The organism is Sediminihabitans luteus (assembly GCF_002797595.1).
GTDB lineage: Bacteria > Actinomycetota > Actinomycetes > Actinomycetales > Cellulomonadaceae > Paraoerskovia > Paraoerskovia lutea.
Map to the genome: position 1 here is coordinate 786,102 of NZ_PGFE01000001.1, position 12,515 is coordinate 798,616.

At 73.8% G+C, this 12,515-nt stretch carries 12 protein-coding genes; 3 read left to right on the forward strand and 9 right to left on the reverse strand.

Going from position 1 to position 12,515, the window contains the following annotated elements:
- Window positions 1-76: 76 nt before the first annotated feature.
- Together CLV28_RS03650 and tmk are read right to left on the reverse strand one after the other, a co-directional pair.
- Window positions 77-1,213, reverse strand: coding sequence for a DNA polymerase III subunit delta' (locus CLV28_RS03650; protein ID WP_100421882.1), 1,137 nt, complete (start codon window positions 1,211-1,213; stop codon window positions 77-79).
- The gene (gene tmk / locus CLV28_RS03655) at window positions 1,210-1,875 is read right to left on the reverse strand and encodes a dTMP kinase (protein ID WP_100421883.1); all 666 of its coding nucleotides are present in this window, start codon (window positions 1,873-1,875) and stop codon (window positions 1,210-1,212) included. The genes CLV28_RS03650 and tmk overlap by 4 nt, the downstream gene beginning before the upstream one ends.
- Before the next feature lie 156 nt (window positions 1,876-2,031).
- On the opposite strand from tmk, the gene CLV28_RS03660 reads away from it, so the two are divergent.
- Together CLV28_RS03660 and CLV28_RS03665 are read left to right on the forward strand one after the other, a co-directional pair.
- The gene (locus tag CLV28_RS03660) at window positions 2,032-2,448 is read left to right on the forward strand and encodes a pyridoxamine 5'-phosphate oxidase family protein (protein WP_100421884.1); all 417 of its coding nucleotides are present in this window, start codon (window positions 2,032-2,034) and stop codon (window positions 2,446-2,448) included.
- A gap of 17 nt (window positions 2,449-2,465) precedes the next feature.
- Window positions 2,466-3,134 (forward strand): HAD-IA family hydrolase, encoded by a 669-nt coding sequence (locus tag CLV28_RS03665; protein WP_100421885.1) that lies wholly within the window; start codon window positions 2,466-2,468, stop codon window positions 3,132-3,134.
- Window positions 3,135-3,172: 38 nt separating this feature from the next.
- On the opposite strand, the gene CLV28_RS03670 is transcribed toward CLV28_RS03665, so the two are convergent.
- The gene (locus CLV28_RS03670) at window positions 3,173-3,634 is read right to left on the reverse strand and encodes a MarR family winged helix-turn-helix transcriptional regulator (RefSeq protein ID WP_100421886.1); all 462 of its coding nucleotides are present in this window, start codon (window positions 3,632-3,634) and stop codon (window positions 3,173-3,175) included.
- A 114-nt stretch (window positions 3,635-3,748) separates the two neighbouring features.
- Between CLV28_RS03670 and CLV28_RS15385 the strand changes: the two genes are divergently transcribed.
- Window positions 3,749-3,967, forward strand: coding sequence for a hypothetical protein (locus tag CLV28_RS15385; protein ID WP_157802476.1), 219 nt, complete (start codon window positions 3,749-3,751; stop codon window positions 3,965-3,967).
- 10 nt (window positions 3,968-3,977) lie between these two features.
- Here CLV28_RS15385 and CLV28_RS03675 read toward each other — a convergent pair whose 3' ends face one another.
- The 6 genes from CLV28_RS03675 to CLV28_RS03700 form a co-directional block, all read right to left on the reverse strand.
- Window positions 3,978-5,129, reverse strand: coding sequence for a Gfo/Idh/MocA family protein (locus CLV28_RS03675; RefSeq protein ID WP_100421887.1), 1,152 nt, complete (start codon window positions 5,127-5,129; stop codon window positions 3,978-3,980).
- Between the two features lie 111 nt (window positions 5,130-5,240).
- Window positions 5,241-6,266 (reverse strand): Gfo/Idh/MocA family protein, encoded by a 1,026-nt coding sequence (locus CLV28_RS03680; protein WP_100421888.1) that lies wholly within the window; start codon window positions 6,264-6,266, stop codon window positions 5,241-5,243.
- A gap of 174 nt (window positions 6,267-6,440) precedes the next feature.
- Window positions 6,441-9,200 (reverse strand): type I DNA topoisomerase, encoded by a 2,760-nt coding sequence (topA, locus tag CLV28_RS03685; RefSeq protein WP_100421889.1) that lies wholly within the window; start codon window positions 9,198-9,200, stop codon window positions 6,441-6,443.
- Window positions 9,201-9,292: 92 nt separating this feature from the next.
- Entirely contained in the window at window positions 9,293-10,234 is a 942-nt protein-coding gene (locus CLV28_RS03690; RefSeq protein WP_100421890.1) for a phosphatase PAP2 family protein, read from the reverse strand.
- Window positions 10,235-10,310: 76 nt separating this feature from the next.
- On the reverse strand, window positions 10,311-11,396 hold the full coding sequence (locus CLV28_RS03695) for an ABC transporter ATP-binding protein (RefSeq protein WP_100421891.1): 1,086 nt from the start codon (window positions 11,394-11,396) through the stop codon (window positions 10,311-10,313).
- Window positions 11,393-12,514: an ABC transporter permease gene (locus CLV28_RS03700; RefSeq protein WP_239073121.1), complete on the reverse strand. Its 1,122-nt coding sequence runs from the start codon at window positions 12,512-12,514 to the stop codon at window positions 11,393-11,395. Before CLV28_RS03700 ends, CLV28_RS03695 begins: the two co-directional genes overlap by 4 nt.
- Between the last annotated feature and the right edge of the window lies 1 nt (window position 12,515).

The window sequence follows — 12,515 nt, forward strand, 5'->3', positions numbered from 1 at the left end:
AACGGTAGTGGGTCGGCACGTCGCCCACCGACGGACGGCCGGATCCGGGCGCTGCTTCACGAGGTCTTCACGCGCGTCAGGAGCCGGGCCACAGCGCCACGGCCATCGCCTCGAGCGCGAGCAGCGGGGCCACGTTCCCGGCGAGCCGCTCGCGCGCGACGCCGATCGCGTCCATGCGGCGCAGCGTCTGGGCGGGCGACGCCTCGCCCGCGAGCGTGCGGACGACGGCCGCGTGGCCCGTGTTGACGAGCTCGACGTCCGAGCCGAGCTGGACCACGAGCACGTCCCGGTAGAGCGAGAGCAGGTCGATCATGGCGCGGTCCAGGACGTCGCGCTGGTGGCGCGTCGCTCGACGCTTCTGCTCGGCCTCGAGCTGCGTGACCTGCGAGCGCAGCCGCGGCGGGAGCGTCTCGCCCGCCTCGGCGCCGAGCGCGCGCAGCAGCGCCGCCTTCTCGTCGGCGTCGCGCTCCTCGGTCGCGGCCTTCGCCTCGGCCTGCGCGACCTCGACGAGCCGGCCGGCCGCGACGACCGCGTCGCCGACGCCGCGGATCGACCGGGGGATGTCGAGCACCTGGTCGCGCCGGGCGCGCGCGCCCGGGTCGCGCGCGAGCCGCCGCGCGAGGCCGACGTGGCTCTGCGCGGCGCGCGCGGCGTCGAGCGCGACGTCCCGCTCGACGCCGTCGCGCGCGACCACGAGGTCCGCGACCGCCTCGACGGGCGGCACGCGCAGCACCACGGACCGGCAGCGCGAACGGATCGTGGGCAGCACGTCCTCGGTCGAGGGTGCGCACAGGATCCAGACGGTCTGCGGCGGCGGCTCCTCGATCGACTTGAGCAGCACGTTGGTCGTGCGCTCGAGCATGCGGTCGGCGTCCTCGACCACGATGACCTGCCAGCGCCCGCCCGAGGGGCGGCGGCTCGCCCGACCCACGAGCTCGCGCACCTCGTCGATCGTGATGGTGACCTTCTCGGTCGCGAGGACCGTGAGGTCCGCGTGCGTGCCCGCGAGCGTCGTCGTGCACGCCTGGCAGTGGCCGCACCCGCCCTCGGTGCACTGCAGCGCCGCGGCGAACGCGCGCGCCGCGACCGAGCGGCCCGAGCCGGGCGGGCCCGTGAACAACCACGCGTGGGTCATGGCGCGCGGCTCGGCGACCGCCCCGCGCAGCACGTCGATCACGTGCTCCTGACCGACGACGTCGTCCCAGACGCTCACCCGAGCACCTCGTCGCTCGCGACGGCCTCGTCGACCACGGGCGTCAGGTCGAGCCGCGCGGCGAGGTCGACGCGCACCTGGCTCTGGATGTCCGCGACGCCGCCGGACGCGTCGACCACGACCCACCGCTCGGGCTCGGCCGCCGCGCGCGACAGGAACGTCTCGCGCGTGCGCCGGTGGAACTCGTCGCCCGCGCGCTCGAGCCGGTCCGGGTCGCCCGTGCGCCGGGCCGCGGCCTCGTGCGGGTCGAGGTCGAGCAGCACGGTCGCGTCGGGCATGAGGTCCTGCACCCCCCAGCGGTTGATGAGCTCGACCCCGTCGTCGCCCAGACCGCGCCCGCCCGACTGGTACGCGATCGAGGAGTCGAGGTAGCGGTCGGTGATGACGACCGCGCCGCGTTCGAGGGCCGGGCGCACGAGGGTCGCCACGTGGTGCGCGCGGTCCGCGGCGTACAGCAGGGCCTCGGCGCGCGGGTCGACGTGGTCGCCGTGGAGCACGGCCTCGCGCAGCACCGCCCCGAGGGGCGTGCCGCCCGGTTCGCGCGTGAGCACGACCTCCCGGCCCGTCACCTCGCCGATCCAGTCGCCCAGCAGGCGCACCTGCGTGGACTTGCCGACGCCGTCGCCGCCCTCGAACGAGATGAAGTACCCGGGTGAGCTCACGCGCCCACGATAGCCGCGGCGTCCGACGTCCGACCCCCCGACCGGGCGGGCGGGTGTGCCGCACCTCACCGCCCGGTCCGCGCACGGCGGGCGCGCACGGTGGGACGCTGGAGGTACGGCCCGGCGCCGTACCGGACCCCGAGGAGAGGGACCGCCATGACCGCTCGAGAGACCGAGCCGTTCGAGCTCGACGAGGCCGAGTGCCTGCGTCTGCTCGCGTCGCAGCCCGTCGTCCGCCTCGCCGTGAGCGTCGCGGGCGAGGTCGACCTGTTCCCCGTCAACCACGTCGTGGACGGCCGCGACGTGCTGTTCACGACCGCGCCCGGCAGCAAGCTCGTCGAGCTGACGGTGCACGCGCGCGTCGTGCTGGAGTCGGACGGCTGGGACGACGCCGAGGCGTGGAGCGTCGTCGTCAAGGGCGTCGCGTCCGTGCTGCCCGAGGCGGAGGTCGCGCGCGCGGAGACGCTCGGGCTCGAGTCCTGGTCCGCGACGCCGAAGCCCGTGTGGGTGCGCGTGACGCCGACGCGGGTCACCGGGCGGCGCTTCGCCCGCACGGACGGTGGCCGCGCCTGAGCACGTAGCCTCGGGGCATGACCCTCGACCTCGGGCCGCTCGCCGGCCGCACGTTCGACGCCGTCCTGTTCGACATGGACGGCACGCTCATCGACTCGGTGCCGGCGGTCGACCGGAGCTGGCGCCGCTGGGCCGCCGAGGTCGGCCTGCCCGACCCCGAGAACTTCCAGGTCTCCCACGGCACGCCCGCGCGCACCGCGATCGCCCGGCTGCTGCCGGCCGACCGGGTCGAGACGGAGTTCCGGCGCATCGAACAGCTCGAGCTCGAGGACGCCGACGGGGTCGTCCTGCTCGACGGCGTGCACGAGGCCTTCGCGGCCCTCGGCGACGCGCGCACCGCGATCGTGACCTCGTGCACCGACGCGCTCATGCGGGTCCGCGTCGACGCCGCGGGCGTCCCCGTGCCGCGGGTCTTCGTGACCGCGGACGACGTCAGCCGCGGCAAGCCCGACCCCGAACCCTTCGCCCGGGCGGCCTCGCTGCTCGGCGTCGACCCCGCACGGTGCCTCGTGGTCGAGGACGCCCCGGCCGGCCTTCTCTCGGGCCGTGCCGCGGGCGCCGCGACGCTCGCAGTGCTCGGCACGCACCGCGCGGACGAGCTCGACGCCGACGCGGTCGTGCCCGCGCTCGCGTCGGTGCGCTTCACGGTCGCGGACGACGGCGTGCGGGTCGTCGCCGCGGACTGACCGCTGGTGGCCGGACGCCACAGGGCGGCCGCCGCGGGCTATCCGGCGAGCGCGCCGCCGCGCCGGGCGGCGTCCACCACGAGCGACGCGGCCCGGTGCACATGCTCGAGCTCGTCGAGGCTCAACCCGGTCGCGGCCACGATCGCGGGCGGCACGTCGCGTGCGCGCTCGCGCAGCGCGCGCCCTTCGGCCGTGAGCGCGACGGTCACGACGCGCGCGTCGGCCACGGCGCGCTCGCGCCGAACCAGCCCGTGGGACTCGAGGCGCTTGAGCAGGGGCGAGAGGGTGCCGGCGTCGAGGTGCAGCCGGTCAGCGAGGTGCGTCACGGTCGCGGGCGCGTCCGCGGCGTCACCGTCCCAGAGCGCGAGCATCACGAGGTACTGCGGGTGCGTGAGGCCGAGCGGGTCGAGCAGCGGCCGGTAGAGCGCCACGAGGCCACGCGAGGCGGCGGAGAGCGCGAAGCAAACCTGTGCCTCGAGCGCCAGGGGGTCGGTGGTCACGTTGCCATCGTAGCGATGCCTGGATATCTTTGGTGCGCAAATAGTTGGCGCACCAAAGATTACCCACGCAGCGGCCGGTCGACCGGCAGGACCACCGAACACCGGACGGACCCCATGCGCACCGATGCCGCACGACCTGACCGCCCCGGCTGGGGCATGCGCCTCATGGACCGCCTGTACCCGATCCTCGGCCCTGCGCAGATCCGCCGGCACGACGCCGTCGGCCGAGGCGTGGACGCCGACGACCTCGCGCGCGACGCGGCCCTCCGTGCGGCCTACGTACGCGAGGTCGGTCCGGATGGGCGCGCTCGCGTCGTGCGCCGCGAGCCCTGACCGCCGGACCTCACTCCCCCGGGTACACGACCCCGACCTGGCGTCGGACCTCGTCCATCGTGCGCAGGACGGCGAGCGTGTCGTCCCACGTCATGCGCGGGCTCTGCGTCAGCCCCGCCGCGACGCACCGGGCGACCTCGGCCGCCTGGTACTGCTTGCCCTCGCCGGTCACACCCGCGTACGTCCACGTCGAGCCGTCCGACCGCACGACCCGGAAGCCGGTCGGCGTGTAGAACCACGGGTCGACCTCGATGCGCCCGCGCGTGCCGGAGATCGTGGCGCCGTTGCGGGTCTGCGCCCACAGCGTGGTCGAGAGCGTCGAGCGCTGCTCCTCGCCCCGCGCGCCCGGGGACCCGTGCGTGAACGTCATGCTGATCTGCCCGTCGACGCCGGTCGGCGTGAGCGACCCGACCGCCGTGATCGCGGTGGGTTCGCCGAGCACGTCGAGCGCGAACGACACCGGGTAGACGCCGAGGTCGAGCAGCGCCCCGCCCGCGAGCGCCGGGTCGTACAACCGGTGCGTCGGGTCGAAGTCGAAGTGCTGGCCGTGGTCGGCGCTGACCTCGATCACGTCGCCGATCTCGCCGCGCGCGACGACGGCGCGCAGCGCGGCCACGTGCGGCAGGAACCTCGTCCACATGGCCTCCATGACGAACACGCCGGCCTCGCGCGCGGCGTCGAGCACGTCATGGGCCTCGGCCTCGTTGCGCGTGAACGCCTTCTCGACGAGGAGGTGCTTGCCGGCCGCGATGGCGAGCAGCGCGTGCTCGCGGTGGTGGCTGTGGGGCGTCGCGACGTACACGACGTCGACATCAGGGTCGGCGACGAGCTGCTCGTACGAGCCGTGCGCCGTGGCCCCGGGGGCGAACTCGTCGGCGAACGCCTGCGCCTTGGCCTCGTCGCGCGAGCCGACCGCGACGACCGTGCTCGCGGTGTGCTCGCGCACGGCCTGCGAGAACGTGGAGGCGATCCATCCGGCCCCGAGGATGCCCCAGCGAATCGCGGGAGCGCTCCCAGGGTCAGGGACGACGTCCGACACGTGCGGCGGGACGGCGGCGGACTGGTCGACGGCTGGCAGGTCAACGGCTGGCAGGTCAGCGGCCGGCTGAGCGGTCGCGGACTGAGCGGTCGTGGACTGAGCGGCGGCGGGCGAGTCGGTCATGCGGCCACGCTAGCCGAGAACCCCCACCCGAGAACCCCCACCGCCGAACGCAACCTTGCGCACCACGGTCGGCCCCGGCGTGGTGCGCAAGGTTGCGTTCGGCCGCGGGTGCTACTCGCCCGGGTAGACGACGCCCAGCTGGGCGCGCGCGGCGTCGAGCACCGCCATGAGGTCGAGGGTGTCCTGCCACGTCATGCGGTCCGACTCGGTGCGGCCCTCCGCGACGCAGCGCGCGACCTCGGCCGCCTCGTACTGCTTGCCGTCGGGCACGAACCCGTCGAACTCCTTGCGCGCGCCGTCCGCCCACTCGACCACGAACCCCGCGGGCGCCGAGAAGTGCGACGGCAGGTGCACGAACCCGCCCGTCCCGCCGATCGTGAGCGACACGGGTGTGCGCGCGAGCACCGACGTCGTGAGCGACGCGACCGCCCGCGTGCCGTACCGCAGCGCGACGTTCGCCTGCGCGTCGACCCCCGTCGCGGTGAGGAACCCGGTCGCGCGGACGTCGTCCGGCACCCCGAGCAGGTCCATCGCGAACCCGATCGGGTACACCCCGATGTCGAGCAGCGCCCCGCCCGCGAGCGCCGGGTCGAAGATCCGCGACGACGGGTCGTGCGGGAACGCCGCCTCGTAGCTGCCCGTGACCGACACGACGTCGCCGATCTCGCCGCGCGCGATCATGGTGCGGATCGCGGCGACGTGCGGCAGGTGACGGGTCTTGAGCGCCTCCATGACGAACACCCCGGCGGCGCGCGCGGCGTCGAGCACGTCGCGGGCCTCGGCGGCGTTGCGGGTGAAGGCCTTCTCGACGAGCACGTGCTTGCCGGCCGCGATCGCGAGCAGCGCGTGCTCGCGGTGGTGGCTGTGCGGCGTCGCGACGTACACGACGTCGACGTCCGGGTCACCCACGAGGTCCTCGTAGGACCCGTGCGCCCGGGCGTCGTCGGTGTGCCGCTCGGCGAGGTCCTGCGCGCGGCCGACGTCGCGCGAGCCGACGGCGGTCACGCGGCCCCGGGTCGAGGTGCGCACGGCCTCGGCGAACGACCGCGCGATGCTTCCCGGGCCGAGGATCCCCCAGCGGATCGCGGGGGCGAACATCGGGTCGGGCGCGGCGTCGAGCACGGAGACGGCGGTCATGTGTCCACGCTAGCCGCTGCCCTGCGCGCCCACCGGCCGACCACGGGATCAGGCACCGCCGAGCACGGGGTTGGGCACACCCGGACGGCGTGTGGGTGTGCCCAACCCCGTGCTCGGCGCGCCGTGCCGCACGTCGTGCAGCGTCGTCGCGCCGAGCAGCGTCGTCGCGCCGTGCTACTTCTTGGCGGCTGCCTTCGCCGCAGGCTTCTTCGCGGCCGGCTTCCTGGCCGGGGCCTTCTTCGCCGCAGGCTTCTTCTTGGGCCCCTGCGCGCGCTTCTCGGCGAGCAGCTCGTACGCGCGCTCGGGCGTGATCGAGTCGGGCGTGACGTCGCGGGGCAGGGTCCGGTTCGTCTCGCCGTCGGTCACGTAGGCCCCGAACCGGCCGTCCTTGATCACGACTGGCTTGTCGGTCTCCGGGTCCTGACCGAGCTCGCGCAGCGGCGGCGTGGCGGTGCGACCGCGCCCGCGCTTGGGCTGCTTGTAGAGCTCGATCGCCTCGTCGAGCGTGACCGTGAACATGGCCTCCTCGCTCGGGAGCGTGCGCGAGTCCGTGCCCTTCTTCAGGTACGGCCCGTACCGGCCGTTCTGCGCGGTGATCTCCTCGCCCGACTCGGGGTCGGTGCCGACCACCCGGGGCAGCGACAGGAGCTTGAGCGCGTCGTCGAGCGTCACGGTCTCGAGCGTCATGGTCGACAGCAGCGAGCCGGTGCGCGGCTTGGGCTGCGCGGCCTTGGCCTTCTTCTGAGCCGCGGCCGAGAGCGTCTCGTCGATGGGCGGCAGGTCGAGCACCTCGGTCACGTAGGGCCCGTACCGTCCGGCCTTGGCGATGATCTGGTTGCCCGAGACCGGGTCGGTGCCGAGCACCTTGCCGTCGTCGGCACCGGCCGCGATGAGCTCGCGCGCCTTGGCGGGCGTGAGCTCGTCCGGCGCGACGTCGTCGGGCACCGAGGCGCGCGGCGGGTTCTTGCCCTCCTCGACCTCGACCGCGAGGTCCTCGACGTACGGCCCGTACCGGCCGACGCGCAGCTGGACGCCGTCGCCCACGGGGATCGAGTTGATCTCGCGCGCGTCGATGTCGCCGAGCCCCTCGAGCAGCCCGCGCAGACCGCCGGTCGCGGCCGTGCCGCTGTGGTCGCCGCGGTAGAAGCCCTCGAGCCAGGTGACACGGTCCTTGGTGCCGGCCGCGATCTCGTCGAGGTCGGCCTCCATGGCGGCCGTGAAGTCGTAGTCGATGAGTCGCCCGAAGTGCTCCTCGAGCAGCCGCACCACGGCGAACGCGACCCAGCTCGGCACGAGCGCTTGCCCGCGCGTGAGCACGTAGCCGCGGTCCTGGATGGTCGAGATGGTCGACGCGTACGTCGACGGACGGCCGATCCCGAGCTCCTCGAGCGCCTTGACGATGCTCGCCTCGGTGTACCGCGGCGGGGCCGACGTCGAGTGCCCGTCGGCGCTCAGGTCCGTGCCGGTCAGGGCGTCGCCCTGGGACATCTGCGGCAGCCGCGCGTCCTTCTCGGCAGCCTTGGCGGGCTCGTCCTCGGCGTACCGGTCGACGTCCGACGACTCCTCGTAGGCCGCGAGGAACCCGCGGAACGTGATGACCGTGCCGGACGCCGCGAAGACCGCGTCCCCGAGGTCGCCGGCGGGAGCGACGAGACGCACCGACGCCGTCGAGCCCTTGGCGTCGGCCATCTGCGAGGCGACCGTGCGCTTCCAGATGAGCTCGTACAGCCGGAACTGGTCGCCCGAGATCTCCTTGGCGACCTGCGCGGGCGTGCGGAACGTGTCGCCCGCGGGACGGATCGCCTCGTGGGCCTCCTGCGCGCCCTTCGACTTGTTCGCGTACGTGCGCGGCGAGCCGGGCACGAACTCCGCGCCGTAGAGCTCGGCGGCCTGGCGCCGGGCGGCGTCCGTCGCCTCGCTCGACAGCGCCGGCGAGTCGGTACGCATGTAGGTGATGTAGCCGTTCTCGTACAGCGCCTGCGCGGTGCGCATGGCCGAGCGCGACGACATCCGCAGCTTGCGGCTCGCCTCCTGCTGCAGCGTCGAGGTGGTGAACGGTGCTGCCGGACGGCGCGTGTACGGCTTGGTCTCGAGGCTGGCCACGGTGAAGCCGACCCCGTCGAGCCCGCGCACGACCGCCGAGGCGGTCGCCTCGTCGAGGTGCCGCACGTTCTTCGCCGACGCCTTGAGCTCACCCGTGTCGTCGAAGTCACGGCCCGCGGCGACGCGGCGGCCGTCGAGCTCGACCAGGCGCGCCCCGAACGACTTGTCGGCGTCCTCGTGCGCGCGGTCCGCGAGCCCGAACGTGCCCGTGACGTCCCAGTACTCGGCCGGGACGAACGCCATGCGCTCGCGCTCGCGCTCGACCACGAGGCGCGTCGCGACGGACTGCACGCGGCCCGCGGACAGCCCCTGGCGCACCTTGCGCCACAGCACCGGCGAGACCTCGTACCCGTACAGGCGGTCGAGGATACGGCGGGTCTCCTGCGCGTCGACGAGGTCGGTGTCGAGCTCGCGCGTGTTCTCGAGCGCCCGGGTGATCGCGTCGCGCGTGATCTCGTGGAAGACCATGCGCTTGACCGGCACCTTGGGCTTGAGCGCCTCGATGAGGTGCCACGCGATGGCCTCGCCCTCGCGGTCCTCGTCGGTCGCGAGGTAGAGCTCGTCGGCGTCCTTAAGGTACCGCTTGAGCTCGGTGACCTTCTTCTTCTTGTCGCCGTAGACCTCGTAGTAGGGGTCGAAGCCGTTGTCGACGTCCACGGCGAACTTGCCGTAGGGGCCCTTCTTCATGTCGGCCGGCATGTCGGACGGCTGCGGGAGGTCGCGGATGTGCCCGACGCTCGCCTCGACCACGTAGTCGTCACCGAGATAGCCCTGGATCTTGCGAGCCTTGGTCGGGGACTCGACGATCACGAGCTTGCGTCCCTGGGGCATCCGAACCTGCTTCCTTCACGACCTGCGCCGGCACGTGCGTGCGACGGTCTTCGACGGTACGCCACTCGACGGGCGAGCACGCACGCCGCACACTACTGCGCCCCCGCGGCCCCTGCCGGAGTTCTCCACGGGTGCGCGGTCGCCTGGCGCAGCACGAGCAGCACCGCCGAGGTGAGGGCCGCGACGCCGATCACCCCGAAGGCCCCGCCCGCGTACGCGGTCACGGTCGGCCGCGCCCAGTCCGCCGCCTCGTACACCTGGTAGGCCGACCAGCCGGCGAGCGCGAGCGCGACCGCTCCGCCCAGCGCGAGCAACGACGCGACCGCCCAGGACGTGCCGTCGACCCGGCCCGCCCCGCGGCGTCCGCCACCGACCGGGTCACGGTCCAGGCCCGAGCGCGGCGTCGCGGCGAGCACGAACCCTCCCCAGGCCAGGACGACGAGGAGCGCGGCGACGACGTCCGACGGTCGGTGCCACTGCCCGACGAGCGTCGAGACGCCCGTGAGCGCGGCGTACGTGCCGCCGAGCAGCGCGACGAGCGGCCGGCTGCGGCGCGGCATCGCGAGCAGCAGCGCGGCCGCGACCGACGCCGCGACGGTCGTGTGGCCGCTCGGCAGCGTGTTGGCGTAGTCGTAGCCGCCGACGAGGTTCTCCCGGCCGAGCACGACGTTCTTGAGCACCTGCGTCGTCACGTTCGCCCCGGCGACGAGCACCGCGACCTGCACGGCGAGCGCCCACCGGCGGCGGATCAGCGCGATCGCCATGGCCGCACCGATGCCGAGCACGACGAACGCGACCGAGACCACGTCGAGCACGGGCTCCGCGAGACGCCACAGCGCGTTCTGGCCGAACTCGGCGCCGTCGAACGCGGCCTTGTCGAGCCGCTGCCCCGCGTACGTGCCGACGAAGAACCTCCACACGACCCACACGAGCACGCTCGCCACGACACCCGTCACGCCCGCCACGACCCGGGGGCCGACGGGGGCTTCGGGCAGGCGGGCGGTCGCGACGGGCACGGCCGGGGCGTCGGTCATGGCCACACGGTATGCCACGGTCGCGGGGGCCGTGCGTGCACCGTGTGGAGAACTGTGCGCGGGACGGCGGCCCGGGTCACACCGCGAGCGACGCGGGCAGCTCGACCCCCTCGGCCGTGCGGACCTGCGGGTCGTGCAGCAGGCACGCGACGCTGCGCTGCTCCTCGCCCAGCGCGGTCGGCCCGAGCTCGGGATGCACCCGGGCGCACGACGGCATCGCGTGCGGGCAGCGCACCCGGAACGGGCAGCCGCTCGGCAGCGACTGGAGGTCGGGCGGCGCCCCGGGGATGCCCTGGAGCTCGCGCCGCGGCCCGTGCAGGGGCGGGAACGAGGTGAGCAGCCCGTGCGAGTACGGGTGACGCGGGTGCCGGTAGACCTCGTCGGCGGTGGCCTGCTCGACGATCTCGCCCGCGTACATGATCGCGATGCGGTCGGCGATCTCGACGAGCAGTGACACGTCGTGCGTGATGAACACGACCGAGAAACCCAGCCGGTCGCGCAGGTCGACGATCTGCTCGACGATCTGCCGCTGCATGACGACGTCGAGGGCCGTGGTCGGCTCGTCCATGATGAGCACCTTGGGCTCGAGCGCGAGCGCCATCGCGATCATGACGCGCTGGCGCATGCCGCCCGAGAGCTCGTGCGGGTACGCCGTGATGCGACCCGCCGCGATGCCGACCATCTCGAGCAGCTCGCGGGCCCGCTCGTCGCGGCGCGCCCGCGACCAGCCGGGCCGGTGGGCCTTGATCGCGTCGGTGATCTGCCGCCCGATCCGGTGGACCGGGTTGAGCGAGTTCATCGCGCCCTGGAACACGATCGCGGTGTCCTGCCAGCGGGTCGCGCGCAGCTCGGCGTCGCTCATGCGCAGCACGTCGACCGGACCCTCGTCGCCGTGCAGGATCACCTCGCCGCCCGTGATGATCCCGGGCGGGGGCAGCAGCCGAGTCGCGGCGTACACGAGGGTCGACTTGCCGCAGCCGGACTCGCCCGCGAGGCCGAGCACCTCGCCCTGGTGGAGGGTCAGGTCGACGCCGCGCAGGGCCCGGACCGCGGAGTCCGAGTAGCCGTAGGAGACCTCGAGCCCGCGGATCTCGAGCACGGGCGGGTTCTGCGACCCCGACGACGCGGGGTGTCGGACGCCGGTGGGCGCGGTCGGGGTCATCGTGCGGCCTCCGTGTCGGTGGGGTTGCTGCCCTGGTGGGTGGGGGTGCTGCCCGTGCCTGGGGGCTTGCTGCTGGCGGTGCTGCCCTGGGCGGTGGGCGCGCCCGGGGCACGCGCGCCGACCGGGTCGAGGCGCACGGCCGTGAAGCCGATGCGCGGGGTGATCTTCTGCTTGCGCAGACCGCGGCCCGAGAGACCTGCGGCACGCAGCCGCGGGTTGACGAACTCGTCGATGCCGAAGTTCACGAGCGTGAGCGCCATGCCGAGCGTCGCGATGAGCAGCCCCGCGGGGATGAACCACCACCACGCGCCGCGCGAGAGCGCCTGGTTGGCCTGCGCCCAGTAGAGCACCGTGCCCCACGACCAGTCGGAGCTCGACGTGACGCCGATGAACGCGAGCGTCGTCTGTGAGAGCACCGCGAACGTCACCGTGCTGACGAAGCTCGACGCGATGATCGCGGTGAGGTTCGGCAGCGTCTCGAACCAGACGATCCGCGCCGTCGACTCGCCGTTGGCGCGCGCGGCCTCGATGAAGTCGCGCTTGCGCAGCGAGAGGGTCTGCGCGCGCAGCACGCGCGCCCCCCAGGCCCAACCCGTGGCCGCCAGCACGATTGCGACCAGCAGGTTGCCTGCGTCGGGCGCCTGGCTCGCGACGATGATGATGAGCGGCAGCGCGGGGATCACGAGGAACACGTTGGACAGCGCCGAGAGGATCTCGTCGCCGACCCCGCCGAGGAACCCGGCCGAGACCCCGACGAGGATCGCGAGCAGCGTCGCGAAGACGCCGGCCAGGACGCCCACGAGCAGCACGGACCGGGTCCCGACGAGCAGCTGCGAGAGCACGTCGCGGCCGAGGTGGTCGGTGCCGAGCCAGTGCGCGCCCGAGGGTGGGAGCAGCAGGTCGACCGTGACCTCGTTCGGGTCGTACGGGGCGACCCAGGGGCCGATGATCGCGAAGACCGCGAACAGCACGAGGATCACGAGGCCCGCGGTGGCCTTGCCGCTCGACAGGAAGGCGACGCGCGACCGCTTGGCCCGGGCCCCCGGCGTCCTCGTGGGCTCGACCGGGGCGAGGATCTCGGACTCGGCGTCGACGACGCCGACGGGCATGCTGGACATG